At 71.0% G+C, this 14,699-nt stretch carries 16 protein-coding genes; 9 read left to right on the top strand and 7 right to left on the bottom strand.

All coding sequences use genetic code 11. The annotated features are described in order from the left end of the window. Positions 1-93 precede the first annotated feature (93 nt). Both LB823_RS05600 and LB823_RS05595 read left to right on the top strand, forming a co-directional pair. Complete coding sequence (locus tag LB823_RS05600; protein ID WP_224645777.1) at positions 94-438, top strand: DUF485 domain-containing protein; 345 nt, start codon at positions 94-96, stop codon at positions 436-438. Beyond that, entirely contained in the window at positions 435-2,069 is a 1,635-nt protein-coding gene (locus LB823_RS05595; RefSeq protein ID WP_224645776.1) for a cation acetate symporter, read from the top strand. The genes LB823_RS05600 and LB823_RS05595 overlap by 4 nt, the downstream gene beginning before the upstream one ends. Positions 2,070-2,132: 63 nt before the next feature. Here the strand turns inward: LB823_RS05595 and LB823_RS05590 are convergent, their stop codons facing one another. After that, entirely contained in the window at positions 2,133-2,957 is an 825-nt protein-coding gene (locus LB823_RS05590; protein WP_224645775.1) for a sigma-70 family RNA polymerase sigma factor, read from the bottom strand. 79 nt (positions 2,958-3,036) lie between these two features. On the opposite strand from LB823_RS05590, the gene LB823_RS05585 reads away from it, so the two are divergent. Next, complete coding sequence (locus LB823_RS05585; protein WP_224645774.1) at positions 3,037-3,495, top strand: carboxymuconolactone decarboxylase family protein; 459 nt, start codon at positions 3,037-3,039, stop codon at positions 3,493-3,495. Positions 3,496-3,514: 19 nt separating this feature from the next. Here the strand turns inward: LB823_RS05585 and LB823_RS05580 are convergent, their stop codons facing one another. From LB823_RS05580 to LB823_RS05570, 3 genes are all read right to left on the bottom strand, one after another. Next, entirely contained in the window at positions 3,515-4,222 is a 708-nt protein-coding gene (locus LB823_RS05580; protein WP_224645773.1) for a hypothetical protein, read from the bottom strand. 104 nt (positions 4,223-4,326) lie between these two features. Further along, positions 4,327-4,866, bottom strand: coding sequence for a carboxymuconolactone decarboxylase family protein (locus tag LB823_RS05575; RefSeq protein WP_224645772.1), 540 nt, complete (start codon positions 4,864-4,866; stop codon positions 4,327-4,329). Positions 4,867-4,870: 4 nt separating this feature from the next. Next, positions 4,871-5,458 carry a peroxiredoxin gene (locus LB823_RS05570; RefSeq protein ID WP_224645771.1) on the bottom strand — a complete coding sequence of 196 codons (588 nt, stop codon included), beginning with the start codon at positions 5,456-5,458 and terminating at the stop codon, positions 4,871-4,873. A 144-nt stretch (positions 5,459-5,602) separates the two neighbouring features. Here LB823_RS05570 and LB823_RS05565 point away from each other — a divergent pair, with 144 nt between their 5' ends. Genes LB823_RS05565 through LB823_RS05555 form a run of 3 tightly spaced genes read left to right on the top strand, consistent with a single transcriptional unit; the run spans position 5,603 to position 7,681 of the window. Continuing rightward, positions 5,603-6,523, top strand: a complete 921-nt coding sequence (locus LB823_RS05565) for a hydrogen peroxide-inducible genes activator (protein ID WP_224645770.1) — start codon at positions 5,603-5,605, stop codon at positions 6,521-6,523. Positions 6,524-6,552: 29 nt separating this feature from the next. Continuing rightward, positions 6,553-7,095, top strand: coding sequence for a Uma2 family endonuclease (locus LB823_RS05560; protein WP_224645769.1), 543 nt, complete (start codon positions 6,553-6,555; stop codon positions 7,093-7,095). Between the two features lie 16 nt (positions 7,096-7,111). Next, the gene (locus LB823_RS05555; protein ID WP_224645768.1) at positions 7,112-7,681 is read left to right on the top strand and encodes a cysteine hydrolase family protein; all 570 of its coding nucleotides are present in this window, start codon (positions 7,112-7,114) and stop codon (positions 7,679-7,681) included. A 2-nt stretch (positions 7,682-7,683) separates the two neighbouring features. Here LB823_RS05555 and LB823_RS05550 read toward each other — a convergent pair whose 3' ends face one another. Then, positions 7,684-8,412, bottom strand: a complete 729-nt coding sequence (locus tag LB823_RS05550) for a LysR family transcriptional regulator substrate-binding protein (protein WP_224645767.1) — start codon at positions 8,410-8,412, stop codon at positions 7,684-7,686. A gap of 29 nt (positions 8,413-8,441) precedes the next feature. Between LB823_RS05550 and LB823_RS05545 the strand changes: the two genes are divergently transcribed. The 3 genes from LB823_RS05545 (at position 8,442) to LB823_RS05535 (ending at position 11,176) form a co-directional block, all read left to right on the top strand. Then, entirely contained in the window at positions 8,442-8,834 is a 393-nt protein-coding gene (locus LB823_RS05545) for a DUF5997 family protein (protein ID WP_224645766.1), read from the top strand. Positions 8,835-8,932: 98 nt separating this feature from the next. Then, positions 8,933-10,600, top strand: a complete 1,668-nt coding sequence (locus tag LB823_RS05540; RefSeq protein ID WP_224645765.1) for a sphingomyelin phosphodiesterase — start codon at positions 8,933-8,935, stop codon at positions 10,598-10,600. A gap of 111 nt (positions 10,601-10,711) precedes the next feature. Next, entirely contained in the window at positions 10,712-11,176 is a 465-nt protein-coding gene (locus LB823_RS05535; protein WP_224645764.1) for an SRPBCC family protein, read from the top strand. Here the strand turns inward: LB823_RS05535 and LB823_RS05530 are convergent, their stop codons facing one another. Both LB823_RS05530 and LB823_RS05525 read right to left on the bottom strand, forming a co-directional pair. Continuing rightward, on the bottom strand, positions 11,177-13,672 hold the full coding sequence (locus LB823_RS05530; protein ID WP_224645763.1) for an RNA helicase: 2,496 nt from the start codon (positions 13,670-13,672) through the stop codon (positions 11,177-11,179). Positions 13,673-13,705: 33 nt separating this feature from the next. Beyond that, a complete protein-coding gene (locus tag LB823_RS05525; RefSeq protein WP_224645762.1) occupies positions 13,706-14,674 on the bottom strand; it encodes an alpha/beta fold hydrolase in 969 nt (322 codons plus the stop codon). Positions 14,675-14,699: the final 25 nt, after the last annotated feature.

Genomic DNA, 14,699 nt, shown 5'->3' with positions numbered 1-14,699 from the left:
CAAGCGCCGAGTAAAGGCGGTTGCAAGGGGTTGCACGGCGTATGTGGCCCATTCAACCCTGCGGTGAATGTGGTCCGTGCCACACTTTCGGACGTGAACGAAGAGGATACGGCGGCGGTCTACCAGCGCGCCTACGACAGCAAGGAATTCCACGAGCTCCGGCGCAGGCTGGCGACGTTCGTGATCCCGATCTCCGTGGCGTTCCTGCTCTGGTACGCCGTGTACGTGCTGCTGGCGACCTACGCGCACGAATTCATGAGCCAGAAGCTGTTCGGGAACATCAACGTCGCGCTGGTGATGGGGCTCGGGCAGTTCGTCACCACGTTCGCCATCACCTGGGCGTACGTGCGGTTCGCGAACAACACGATCGACCCGATGGCGACGGATCTCCGTGAGCACATCGAGGGCGAGCTCAAGGCCGGGGAGGCGGGCCAGTGACCGATCTCCTCGCCTGGGAGCCCCGCACGATCGAGGTCGGCCAGCAGGTCGGCTCCACCGCGCTGAACATCCTCGTCTTCGTCCTGTTCATCGGCGTCACGATGGGCCTGGTCATCAAGGCCAGCCGCACCACCAAGAAGGCCACGGACTTCTACACCGGCGGCGCCACGTTCACGGGCCCGCAGAACGGTTTCGCCATCGCGGGCGACTACCTCTCGGCCGCCAGCTTCCTCGGCATCTGCGGCGCCATCGCGGTCCAGGGCTACGACGGTTTCCTGTACTCCATCGGCTTCCTGGTCGCCTGGCTCGTCGCGCTCCTGCTCGTCGCCGAGCGGCTGCGCAACGTCGGCAAGTTCACCATGGCCGACGTGCTGAGCTTCCGGCTCAAGCAGCGCCCCGTCCGCATGGCCGCCGCGCTCGCGACGCTCACCGTCTCCCTCTTCTACCTGATCGCCCAGATGGCCGGCGCGGGCGGCCTCGTCTCGCTCCTGCTCAACATCAAGGGCACCACCGGCCAGGCCGTCGTCGTCGCGGTCGTCGGCGTCCTGATGATCGTCTACGTGCTCGTCGGCGGCATGAAGGGCACCACCTACGTGCAGATGGTCAAGGCCGTCCTGCTCGTCGGCGGCGCACTGCTGATGACGCTCATGGTGCTCGCCGCGGTCAAGGGCAACTTCTCCGACCTGCTGCAGAAGGCCATCGACGGCAGCGCTGCGGGCGAGAAGATCATCGAGCCCGGGCTCAAGTACGGCAAGACCGAGACCACCAAGCTGGACTTCATCTCGCTGGCGCTGGCGCTGGTGCTCGGCACCGCGGGCCTGCCGCACGTGCTCATGCGCTTCTACACCGTGCCCACGGCCAAGGAGGCCCGCCGTTCGGTGACCTGGGCCATCGGCCTGATCGGCGCGTTCTACATCTTCACCCTGGTGCTGGGCTTCGGCGCCGCCGCTTACGTGGGCGCCGACGTCATCGCGAAGGCCCCCGGCGGGGTCAACTCCGCGGCGCCGCTGCTCGCGTTCTCGCTGGGCGGCACGATCCTCATGGCGGTCATCTCCGCCGTCGCCTTCGCCACCATCCTCGCGGTCGTCGCCGGCCTGGCGATCACCGCGTCCGCGAGCCTCGCCCACGACATCTACAACGGTGTCATCAAGCACGGCAAGGCTTCCGAGGAATCGCAGGTCCGTGTCTCGCGCATCACCGTCGTGGTCATCGGCATCGCGTCGATCATCCTGGGCATCGGCGCCATGGGGCAGAACATCGCCTTCCTGGTGGCCCTGGCGTTCGCCGTCGCGGCGTCCGCCAACCTGCCGACGATCCTGTTCTCGCTGTTCTGGCGGAAGTTCAACACCACCGGCGCGGTGCTGTCGATGTACGGCGGCCTGATCTCGGCCATCGTCCTGATCGTCTTCTCGCCGGCCGTGTCGGGCAAGTCGACGTCGATGTTCAAGTCGCTCGACTTCCACTGGTTCCCCCTGGAGAACCCCGGCCTGGTGTCGATCCCGATCGGCTTCGGCCTCGCGATCCTGGGCACGCTCTTCGGCAAGCCGGACACCGATCTCGCCGACAAGGCGGTCGAGATGGAGGTCCGCTCGCTCACCGGCGTCGGTGTCGAGAAGGCCATCGACCACTAGGCCCATCGCGTTCGACGGTGCCCGTCCCCGGCTCTCCGGGGGCGGGCACCGTCGTTCCACGTGTCAGAGCGGGACCACCTCGCTGCCCGCCACCTCGTCGGCGCGCAGGGTGACGTCGAGGGCGGCGATCCGGCCGTCCGCGGTGAAAGTCACGTCGCCGAGCAGTAGGTAGCTGGGCGCGCCGGGCAGCCGCACGGTGTAGCCGAGCACGCCGTCGACCAGCGCGACCAGGGCCGTCTTCGCCTTGAACAGGAAGGCCTCCGCGATCGCGGGCGCGCCGGTCAGCACTGACGTGGCCGCACCGTCGGTGTGCGTGCGGAAGACGGCGTCCGGGTCGAGCAGCTCGACGAGGGCGGTGAAGTCACCGTCGCGCGACGCCGCGAGGAAGGCGCGCACCGCGTCCGTCCGCGCCGCGTCCGGCCGGGGCGTCCCGGCCACCCGCCGGCGGGCGCGGCTCGCGAGTTGGCGCGTCGCGGCGGGGCTCCGCCCGAGGATGGCCGCCACGTCGTCGAAGGGCACGGCGAAGACGTCGTGTAGGACGAAGGCCACGCGCTCCGCCGGCCCGAGGTCGTCGAGGACCGCGCCCATCGCCGCACCGACGGACTCCGCGAGTTGCGCTTCGTCGTCTGGCGCGGGCGCAGGGTCGGCGGGGTCGACGTCGTCGAGCGACGCGGTCTCGCGACGGGCGCGCAGGCGGTCCAGGCAGATACGCGACACGACGGTCGTCAGCCACGCGGCCGGATTGTCGACGGTGCCGTCCCAGTCCGCCCGGTCGGCCCGGAGCCACGCCTCCTGCACCGCGTCCTCGGCGTCGGCTGGGGAGCCGAGCATCCGCGTGGCCACCGCGAGCAGCCGGGGCCGTGCGCTTTCGAAGTCGTTCAGGTCCATGTGTCACATCCTCCGTCGTCGATCCGTCAGGTGTATGACGGGGCGCCCGCCCCGAGTGTGACCGACAGAGGAGACCGACATGACCGCACGGATGACGAACCCCGCTTTCGCCCTGCCCGGGGCGCTGGATGCGCTGACGAAGCTGGGCGAGGCGGTGGCGGCCTCGGGGCTGTCGCCGGAGCTGTTGGAGCTGGTCAACATGCGGGCCAGTCAGCTCAACAGCTGCAGCACCTGCCTCGACGGGCACTGGCGGATGGCCCGCAAGCACGGCGCGTCCGACGACAAGCTCTTCGCCGTCGGCGCCTGGCGTCACACGCCCTACTTCTCCGACGCCGAGCGGATCGCGCTCGAGCTCACGGAGGAGCTGACCGCGCTCGCGGGGCACCCCGAGGCCGTGCCGGACGCGCTGTGGGACGCCGCCGCGGACGAGTTCGACGCGAACCAGCTGGCCGCGCTGGTCCTGGCGGTCGGGCAGATCAACCTCTGGAACCGGGTCAACCACGCGACCCGCCAGGAGGCCGGCTCCTGGCGACCGTGACGGAATCCTCCCGGGGCGTTCAGGGGAGGACGCGCGCCGCGAGCCAGCCGATTCCGGAGGAGGCCATCGCGCCGGCCATGAGCAGGAGGATCGACCAGGCGACGCCTTGCAGCCCGTTCCATCGAGAGCGTGGTGGCCGTGGCCCCGCGCCCTCTGGATCGCCCGCGGCGGCCGGGCCGTGCGCGGAGCCCGTGCCGCGGCGCCAGAGCGGGGCGGGCTCCAGCACGAGGTACAGCAGGGCGCCCAGCTGCCCGATGACGAACATCCAGAACCATGCCCACCGGGTGCCGTAGATGGGGCGTGAGGACAGCATGGCGACGAGCGTGGCCAGCATGGTCAGCCCGATGACGGTCGTGACCCATGGTGGTCCGCGCAGGGGCCAGGCGAGCAGCTCGGCGTCGTCGTCCTTCGTCGTGACGCGGACCCCGCGAGCCCGCATGGCGGTTGTGAACTCGGCGACGGGGGTCTGCAGCCGGTCGGTGATGGGGCCCCGGCGCCATTGGAACGGCCCCGTCGACCACGTCGCGGTCCAGACGGTCTCGTCGTCGATCGAGCTCGACGAGGAATCCGGCAGCGCCACCTGAACGACCGCGCCTCGATCCAGTTCGTGGGCGAACTCCGTGTGGTCGGCATCGCGGGGGTGCGCGGCGGTCGCCGCAGCGACCGCCGCGGTGAGGAGGACGATGAGGGCTGCGACGCGGAGCGCCACCACCAGGTTCTGCCGCATGACCGTAGGTCGGTGGCCGCGAGCTGTTCGTTACGCGTACGAGAACGACGGTGCCCGCCCCTCGCGAGGAGGGGCGGGCACCGTCGTGTTGTGAAGCGGTGAGGCTAGACCGAAGCGGTCGCGAGGGTCTCGGCGGCGAAGATCGCCTGCGCGACGCCCTGCACGGTGGCGGCGACCTTGACGGCCTCGAAGGCCTGCTCCTTGGTGAGGCCGGCCTTGCGGACCACGTCGTCGTGGGCGGCGACGCAGTGCTCGCAGCCGTTGATCGCCGAGACGGCGAGGCTCCACAGCTCGAAGTCGGTCTTGTCGACGCCGGGGTTGCCGATGATGTTCATCCGCAGGCCCATGCGCACCTGGGCGTAGTCGGCGCCGAGGAAGCCCTTCGCCCGGTACGCGACGTTGTTCATGCCCATGACGGAGGCGGCACCGAGGGCGGCCTGGTAGGCCTCCGCCGACAGGGTATCGGCGGCGTCTTCGGCGATCTCGCGCAGGACGGTCGCGTTCTTGGTGGCCGCGGCCGAGGCGAGGAAGGTGCCCCACAGCTGCTGCTCGGTGAGCTCGGTGGAGCGCGCGAGCGAGCTGAGGTTGAGCTTGAGGTCCTTGGCGTACTCGGGGACCGCGTTCTTCAGGTTGTCGATCGACATGTGTTTAGACGCTCTCCTTCAGCAGCTCGCCGGCGTCGAGGGTCGGGTCGCCCTTCTTCCAGTTGCAGGCGCAGAGCTCGTCGGACTGCAGGGCGTCCAGCACGCGGAGCACCTCGTCGACGTTGCGGCCCACGGAACCGGCCGTCACGGAGACGAACTGGATCTCGTTGTTGGGGTCGACGATGAACGTCGCGCGGTCCGCGACGCCGTCGGCGTTGAGCACGCCCGAGGCCTGCGCCAGCTCGCGCTTGAGGTCCGAGAGCATCGGGAAGGGGAGGGTCTTGAGGTCCTCGTGCTGCGCGCGCCACTGGAAGTGCACGAACTCGTTGTCGACCGAGGCGCCGAGCACCTGGGCGTCACGATCGGCGAACTCGTCGTTGAGCTTGCCGAAGGCGGCGATCTCGGTGGGGCAGACGAAGGTGAAGTCCTTCGGCCAGAAGAAGACGATCTTCCACTTGCCGGCGTAGTCATCGCTGGTGACGGTGGTGAAGTAGTCGTCCGGCTGCTGCGCGTCGACCTTCGACAGGTCGCCGCCGATCACGGCGGTGAGGTTGAACGCGGGGAACTGGTCGCCGATGGTCAAGAGAGGCAAGATGACTCCTTCATTGGGTATCGATGAGCCCGAGGTGCGACCCGGGGTATGGGCGCGCGGGCGGGGTTGCTTTCGGAGACCACTGTGCCGAGCGAATCACATCTTTGTAAAGCAAAGGTGATGGATGGCACTAGACTGATAGGTATGTCCGATCAGCCTTATCAGCCGACCCTCGCGCAGCTGCGCGCCTTCGTCGCAGTGGCACGCTCGCGCCACTTCGGCACCGCGGCGACATCGCTCGGCGTGAGCCAGCCGTCGCTGTCGCAGGCGCTGGCCTCGCTCGAGACCGGGCTCGGCGTACAGCTGGTGGAGCGCAGCACGCGCAAAGTGCTCATCACGGAGGCGGGAATGGCCCTGCTGGAACAGGCCTCCGTCATCGTGGCGTCCGCGGCGGAGCTGGTGAGCTCGGCGGCCGGCCTCACCGGCGAGCTGCGGGGGACGCTCCGGCTCGGCATGATCCCGACGGTCGCGCCGTATCGACTGCCTCGTCTCCTGCCGCAGCTGCGCGCCGAGGTCGACGATCTGGCGGTCACCGTCGTCGAGGACCAGACGGCCCGCCTGCTCGACGCGCTGCGCTCCGGCCGGATCGACGTGGCCGTGCTCGCGCTGCCGGTGCACAGCTCGTCGGTCGCCGAGATCCCGCTCTACGACGAGGAGTTCGTCCTCGTGGTGCCGCCCGGTCACCCGCTCGCCGGCCGCGACGACCTGACCGCGGACGACCTGTCCGGGCTGCAGCTGTTGCTGCTCGACGAGGGACACTGCCTCCGCGACCAGGCGCTCGACCTGTGCCGCCAGGCCGAGGCGGGCGTCGGCGTCATGGGCGACACCCGGGCGGCCTCGCTCGCGACGATCGTGCAGTGCGTCTCAGGCGGCTTAGGGGTCACCCTGCTGCCCGAGCCCGCGGTCGCCGTCGAACTGCGCGGCACGGATCTGGCGACCGCACGGTTCGCGGCGCCGGCGCCGGGCCGCCGGATCGGCCTCGCCTACCGAGCGTCCAGCGCGAAGACGGAGGGCTTCGCCCGCCTCGCCGAGATCGCCCGCGCGGCCGCAGGATCTACCGTGTGACCTGGCCGAACCGGGCGTACGATGGCGCCATGACCGCAGCGACCCGCCCACACCTCCTCTCGCTGGAGGAGTGGGACGCCTTGGGGGAGGACTCGTCGTCGCACGCGGAGCTTCAGGAGGGGGTCCTGATCGTGTCGCCGAAGCCGAGGCCGGAACATCAACGTGCCGGTGGGCGTCTGTTCTCAGCGCTCGATGCCGCGGCGCCCGAGCAGTTCGACGTCTACCCGGAGGTGGACGTGGTGCTCGACGCCCGTACGCCGGCCACGGTGCGCGCCCCTGATGTGGTCGTCGTCCGGACCGGGGTCGCGAGCAGGAGGATCTCCGGCACGGACGTGGTGCTCGTGGTCGAAGTGCTGTCGCCCGGCACCCGCCGGACCGACCTGGTGATGAAGCGCCACGAGTACGCCGAGGCCGGGATCCCGCACTACTGGATCGTCGACCTCGACGGTGCGGACGTCCGGCTCGAAATCCTCACGCTGGTGGATGGCGCGTACGAGTCCGTCGAGGCCACCGGCGCGTTCGAGGCGATGGCACCGTTCGCCGTGCGGGTGGATCTCGACGCGCTGCGCTGAGCGCTAGCCTGGACGCATGGCCGAATCGCGTTCCGTTCTGATCCTCATGGACTACCAGCGAGGCATCGTCGACGGTGCCGAGCGCGCCGGCGCCGCGGCGCTCGCCTCCGCCGCACGTGCCCTGTCGGCGGCGCGCGACCACAGCGTGCCGGTGGTGCACGTGCGCGTCGCCTTCCGGCCCGATTATCCCGAGATCCCGCCGACCAACCGGGCTTTCGCCATGCTCCGCGAGGGCGGCGATTCGATGACCGAGGTCTCCCCGCTCACGGCGATCGTCCCCGAGGTGGCGCCGCTGCCGGGCGAGCCCGTCGTGGTCAAGCGCCGGTTCGGGGCGTTCAGCGGCAGCGATCTCGACGTGGTGCTGCGCGGCCTGCAGGCCGATCACCTGGTGCTCGCAGGCATTTCGACGAGTGGGGTGGTCCTGTCGACGGTCCGCTACGCGGGCGATCTCGACTACGGCCTCACGGTCCTGGCCGACGCCTGCGCCGACCACGATCCCGAGGTGCACCGCGTGCTGGTGCGCAAGGTCTTCCCGCGTCAGGCCGAGGTGCAGGCCGTCGACGAGTGGATCGAATCGCTCGGCTGAGCTCAGCGGCGGGGGCGCTTGCCGGGCTTGGCCTTCGGGGTCGCGGCCTTCTTGCCCGCCGCGGCGCGGGCGGCCTGCTTCGCGAGCGTCTTCTCCCGCGCGGTGCGCTTGGGTGCGGGCTCGGCGCGGCCCCGGGACGAGCCCGCCTTCCGGCCGCGCACCACGCCGATGAATTCCGCGACGGCCTCCGGTTGCTCGCCCGCGAGGACCGCGAGCACGACGGGGGAGGGCGGTGCGTCGATGACCGGCCGGTACGTGAGGTCCTTGCGGTGGTGCAGCCGCGCGAGCGACTGCGGCACGAGGAGCACGCCCAGGCCCGCGGCGACGAGTTCGATCGCGGCCTCGGTGGTCTCCGGTCGGTGCTCGACCGGCGCGCCCGGGGCGCCGTCCCAGTGCAGGGCCTCGTCGTGGGGGAGAAGGGTCGGCTCCCCGTCGAGATCGGCCGCGGCGAGCTCGTCGGCGGCCGCGGCGTGGTGCTCCTTCGGCACCACCGCGACCACCTGCTCCTCGTACAGCGCGATCGTCGCGAGCCCGCTCGTCTCCGCGGGCAGGCGCAGGAGCGCCAGGTCGACGGTGCCGTCCCGGACCGCGTCCGGCGCGTCCGCCGCCGGGAGGGGGACGAGGTCCAGTCGGACGTCCGGATGCCGCTCGCCCCAGATGCGGGCCCATTTGGCGGGCGTGGCGCCGGGGACGTAGCCGAGCCGCAGGCCCGGCGGAAGCGATGAGGTCACGGCATGAGATTACCGATAGGCTGGTCCGCATGAGCAGGCCGAACACGCAGTCCATGAAACCCGCGACCGCGGCGAAGAAGCTGGACGTGTACCTGCCCGCCACGCCGGCGGAGTTCCAGGAGAAGGCGATCACCCGCGACGAGCTGGCCGCGCTGCAGGCCGAGCCGCCGCAGTGGTTGCAGGATCTGCGGAAGAACGGGCCGCACCCGAAGAACCTCGTCGCCGCCCGCTTGGGCGTGTCGATCTCGGGCCTGCAGCGCGCCGGCGTGGGCGAGGCGCTGACCACCGAGGAGATCACAGCCCTCCTCGCGGATCCGCCGCAGTGGTTGATCGACGAGCGCGCCGGCCTCGAAGCGGTGCGCGCCGAGGAGCAGCGGGTCATCGAGGCGCGCGCGGCCCGCAACCGGCCCCGCCGGAAGTAGCCCGCTGCCGCTCGCGCCGCCGCACGAGATCGCCCACCGGATCGGCGCGACGTCCGGTTTAATCTCTCCTTGGTATCGCAAGGACGAAGGCGGGGACGATGGCACGGCGAGGCGGGCTCGGGGCGACGGCGGTCGCGGTGATGGCGTTCGCGGGGATCAGCGCGATGACGGCGGCTCCCGCCGCGGCGGCGACCACGGCGGTGCCGCCCGTGGTGCGGCCCGCGCCCGCGCAGGCACCCGCGCCGGCGGCACCCGTCGAGGTCAAGGTGCAGGCCTGGAACATGTACCAGCTGCCGAACATCCTCAACGCGGTCTCCGGGACCCAGGCCGATTCCGACGCCCGGGTGCGGGCGTCCGTCGACCAGCTCGCCGCGAGCGGCGCCGACGTGCTGCTGCTCAGCGAGGTGAACGGCACCGCCGGCCGCGCGATCCTCGACGGCCTGCGGGAGCAGGGCTACACCTATCAGACGCCGCGCCTCGGCGAGAGCTGCGCCGGGGTGTTCGGTGCCTGCAGCGACGCGCTCTGGTCGGTCAACGGCGGCGTCGCCGTGGTGAGCAAGTACCCCATCGCGCAGTCGGAGCAGTACGTCTACACCAACTACGCCCCGCTCGCCCCCGACATGTTCGCGAACAAGGGCGCGGTGATGGCCCGGATCGAGAAGGACGGCCAGGAGTTCTGGGTCGTCGCAATGCACACCCAGGCCGACGACACGATCAACGACCGCGCTTCGCGCACCCACGACATCCGCATGAAGCAGGCCGCGGAGCTGCGCCGCTTCGTCGACACGTTCGCCGCGGACGGCGCGCCCGTGATCTACGGGGGCGACTTCAACACCGAGTACTTCGCCGGGAAGGGGAGGCCGGACGCCCAGGGACTCACGGAGTTCCAGCAGCTCGTCGCGCGGAGCGGGATCGACCTGTTCGACCCCGGCGCCCTGCCCTTCACCTACGACTCCGTGACCAACACCCTCGTCGCCAAACAGGGCTATACGGGCTACCGCGACACCCTCGACTACGTGGGCACCACCGGCGGCGCGAAGGTCCGCTGGGTGCAGATCCCCGTCGCGGGAGCGGATCCCGTGTCCGACCACGAGCCCGTGATCGGCTACTTCGAGATCACCCGCGCCGACGGCAGCATCGTGCGCACCGGCGTCGACCCGCGCGCGCTCAACCCGAGCGCGGTCGAGCGCGCCGTCTACTTCGTGCAGAACAGCCTCGAGACCGCGGTGCGCATCGTGATCATCGCGGTCGAGGACGCGATCACCCAGGTGCAGAAGGTCGTCGCCGACGTCTTCCGGCCCGCCGGCCCGACAGTGACCGCCGCGCCGGCCGGCACGGCCGGGGTCGCGTCGCCCGGCGACGCATCGGACGGCGCGGCGCGCACCCGGGAGCCGGGGGCGCCCGCGGTGACCTCGTCCGCGTTCGGCGCGGACGAGGCGGCCGGCCCCTCGTCCGGGGCGCGCCCGGTCTCCGTCGAACCCGCGACGACGCCCGTCTCCGCGACGAGCGCACCGGCCGACGCCTCCGGGGGATCGACGACGGAGCCGGCGCCCAGTGGCCCGGCGACGCCCGAGCCGGCGGCTCCCGCATCGCCCACCGATGCGCCGACCGTGGTCGAGGTCTCCGGCACGAGCGCGCCGGAGACCCCGCGGTCGGAGCCGACGCCCACGGCGTCGGCCCCCGCCGTGGAGTCGACCCCCACCGTGGAGTCGGCCGCGGCGCAGGGGACGGACGAGGGCGGCGTCGAGGCCGCGCCCGCACGCTGACCCGCGGCGGATATCCGCGATCCGGCGCCGCCGGAGGCCTTCATGTGTACGCTGTGAACATGGCGTGCGGGCCGACGCGCGCCGTGGAGACACAGCAGAGAGTGAGTCACCATGTCCGAGCGGATGTCCACCACCCGAGTCATCGCCGCGAGCCCCGATCGGGTCTTCGCCGCGCTCGCCGATCCCGCACGCCACCAGGACATCGAGCCCACGGATTGGGTCCGCGCCGCGGTGGACCCCGCCCCGCTCGACCACGTCGGGCAGATGTTCTCCGTGAACATGTACCTCGAGCAGGCGGGCGGCGACTACGTGATGGAGAACAAGGTCACCGACTTCGAGCGGGACCGCGTCATCGGGTGGTTGCCCGGAACGAGTCGAGAGGGTGCCTGGGAGGCCGGCGGTTGGTGGTGGCGGTACGACCTCGCACCGTCGGACGACGGCACGCAGGTCACGCTGACCTACGACTGGACCGACACCCCGCAGTCCTTCCGGGACTTCGTCGGTTCCATGCCGCCGTTCCCGCCGGAGTACCTCGACCAGTCGCTCGCCGGCCTCGACGCCGTCGTCCGGGGCTAGTCAGCCCGAGACGACCTCCACGTCCACGAGCACGACGTCGCCGCGCTCGTCGGACGCGGGGAGGTCGACGACGGCCGTGATGGCCCAGCCGTGGTCGCCGTCGGGATCGGCGATCGTCTGCCGCACCTTCCAGGCCCGCGGCATCGACGTATCGAGCGAGAACAGCTGCGGGCCACGGGCGTCCGGTCCGGTCTCGATGTCGTCGTAGTCCTCGTAGTAGTCGTCGAAGGCCGCGTACCAGTCGACGCCGGGGTCCATCGCGTCGAGCAGGTCGTACTCCTCCTCGGCGACGAGCTGCACGCGCCGGAACATCGTGTTGCGCACCATGACTGCGAACGCCCGCTCGTCGGAGGTCAGCGACGTGGAGCGCCCGATCTCCGGGGCGGAGGCGTGCGCCTTCACCGGGTCCGGGGAGGTCATCTCCTCCCACTCGTCGACGAGCGAGCTGTCCACGTACCGCACCAGCGCGCCCAGCCAGGCGATGTAGTCGTCGAGTTCCGGCGTGCGCACCGCCTCGGGAACGGTGTGCCGCAGCGTCCGGAAGGCGTCCGACAGGTACCGCAGGACCGCGCCCTCCGAGCGGCCCAGCTGGTACTTCGAGACCAGGTCGTTGAAGGTCATCGCGCGCTCGATCATCTCCCGCACCACGGACTTCGGCGAGAGCTCGAACTGCGTCACCCAGGCGTGCCCCGCGGCGTAGGTCGCGAACGCGGGGACGAGCAGCTCCTCCAGCGGCTTCGGGTACGTGACGTCCTCGAGCAGCGCCATCCGCTCGTCGTAGTCGATCCCGTCCGCCTTCATCTCCGCCACCGCGGCGCCGCGCGCTGCGTTCTGCTGCGCCCGCAGCACGGGCCGCGGGTCGTCGAGAACGGACTCGATCACGGAGATCACGTCGAGGGCGTACTCCGGGGACTCGGCGTCGAGCAGCTCCAGCGCCGCGAGCGCGAAGGGCGCGAGAGGCTGGTTCAGGGCGAAATCGGGCTGCAGGTCGACGGTGAGCCGCACGTGCCGGCCGTCCTCGTCGGGCTCGGCGAGCCGCTCGACGACGCCGCCCGATTCGAGGCCGCGGAACAGCGTGATCGCGGTTCTGATGTGCCGTAGCTGGTTCCGGCGCGACTCGTGATTCTGCTCCAGGAGGTGACGCATCGACTCGAAGCAGTTCTGCGGCCGGGCGATCACGTTGAGCAGCATCGAGTTGGTCACCGAGAAACGCGAGACCAGCGGTTCCGGATCCGCCGCGACGAGCTTCTCGAAGGTGGCCTTCCCCCAGGAGACGAAGCCCTCGGGCGGTTTCTTGCGCTGGACGCGCTTGAGCTTCGCGGGATCCCCGCCCGCCTTCGCCTCCCGGCGCGCGTTCTCGATCTCGTGCTCGGGCGCGGCCACCACGACGGTGCCCATCGTGTCGAACCCCGCGCGCCCGGCGCGGCCCGCGATCTGGTGGAACTCGCGGGCCCGGAGGTGGCGCGTGCGGTTCCCGTCGAACTTGGTCAGGCCCGTGAGGTAGACGGTGCGGATCGGCACGTTGATGCCGACGCCGAGCGTGTCGGTGCCGCAGATGACCTTGAGCAGGCCCTCCTGCGCGAGCTTCTCCACGAGCCGTCGGTAGCGGGGGAGCATGCCGGCGTGGTGCACGCCGACACCGGAGCGGATCAGGCGCGAGAGGGTCTTGCCGAAGCCAGTGGTGAACTGGAAGTCGCCGATCGCCGCAGCGATCGCCGCCTTCTCCTCCTTGCTCGCCAGCGGGAGCGACATGAGCGCCTGGGCGCGCTCCGCCGCGGACTGCTGGGTGAAGTGGACGACGTACACGGGCGCCTGGTGCGTGGTGACCAACTCGACGATCTGGTCCTGGATCGCCATGGTGGAGTAGGCGAAGTGGAGCGGCACCGGGCGCTCCGCCCCGGCGACGAGGACCGTCTCCCGTCCCGTGCGGCGGGTGAGGTCCTCCTCGAAGAAGGAGGTGTCGCCGAGCGTGGCGGACATGAGCACGAACTGCGCGTGCGGCAGCTCGATCAGCGGCACCTGCCAGGCCCACCCGCGGTCGGGCTCGGAGTAGTAGTGGAACTCGTCCATCACCACCTGGGCGATGTCCGAGTCCGCGCCCTCGCGCAGCGCGAAGTTCGCGACGATCTCCGCCGTGGCGCACACGATCGGGGCGTCGGCGTTCACCGCGGCGTCGCCCGTCACCATGCCCACGTTCTCCGTGCCGAAGACCTCGCAGAGCGCGAAGAACTTCTCACTGACCAGGGCCTTGATCGGGGCGGTGTAGTAGGTGCGGCGGCCCTGCGCGAGCGCCGCGAACTGGGCGCCCATCGCCACCAGGGATTTGCCGGAGCCGGTGGGCGTCGCCACGATCACGTTGGCGCCCGAGCACGCCGCGATCAGGGCCTCCTCCTGGGCGGGGTAGAGCGTGATGCCGCGATCCTCGGTCCACTCCAGGAAGGCCTCGAAGACCGCGTCGGCCGTCGGGTCGGACGGCAGCAGGTCGGTGAGGTTCACTCATCTCACTCTACGGGCCGCGATCGTGGCCGCTCAGCCCAGCTCCTGGGCCGGCGCGGCGACGGTGACGCCGGCGGCGGACCGCAGCCCGTCGCGCAGGTGGGTCCGCGCCAGCCGCGCCGGCGAGGTGGTCGTCAGGAAGTCCGTGAGGAGCGTCAGGAACCGGTCGGGCGCCTCCGTCATCGGGAAGTGGCCGACACCGTCGAACACCTCCACGCGCGCCGACGGCAGCGCCGCCCGGAGCACCTCGGCGTGCGATGCCGGGATGATGGAATCGTCGGAGCCCCACGCCACGAGCGTGGGGACCTCGGCCGTGAGGTAGCAGCGGTCCAGCATGGTGACCACCTGGCCGCGCAGGTCGACCACGGAGCGCAGCGTCCGCGCGAAGGCGTGCGGGGAGGCGGTGTTCGGCATCCGGTCGAGCGCGCGGCGCAGTTGCACCGCGTCGGGGCGCACGGGGCTGGGCACGGCGGCCGCGGCGAGCAGCGCGGTGGCGAGGACCTGCTTCGCGCCCGGCAGGGCCGTGAGCGCGACGAGCTGTTCGGCGAAGGGGAGCGAGAGGAGCCGCAGCAGCGGCGAGACGTCGTGGTCCACCCCGCCCGGCGCCACGAAGGCGATCCGCTCCACCATCTCCGGGTACTGGTAGGCGAACTGCCCCGCGACGCCGCCGCCCAGCGAGTGCCCGACGACCGAGACGCGCTCGATGCCGAGGTAGCAGAGCAGGTCGCGCATGCCGTTCGCGAACGCCGCGACCGAGTAGTCGGCGCGCGGCCGGTCGGAGAGGCCGTGGCCCAACAGGTCCGGGGCGATCACGGTGAACCGGTCGGTGAGCGGCGCCAGGACGGAGTCCCAGACCAGGGAGTTGTCGCCGATGCCGTGGAGCAGCAGCACGGCCGGGCCGGTGCCCCCGATCCGGTAGGCGCGACGGTGCCCGTGGATCGTCGCGAAGCACAGGTCGGGCACGTACGGACGGGCCCGGAAGGGCAGGACCTCGGAACTCATCGCGGCCTCCTCACGACTGACTGCT

The organism is Tsukamurella sp. M9C, from assembly GCF_020169415.1.
GTDB lineage: Bacteria > Actinomycetota > Actinomycetes > Mycobacteriales > Mycobacteriaceae > Tsukamurella.
Note: the sequence above shows the minus strand (reverse complement) of the source record. Positions and strands in the feature narration are given on the sequence as shown.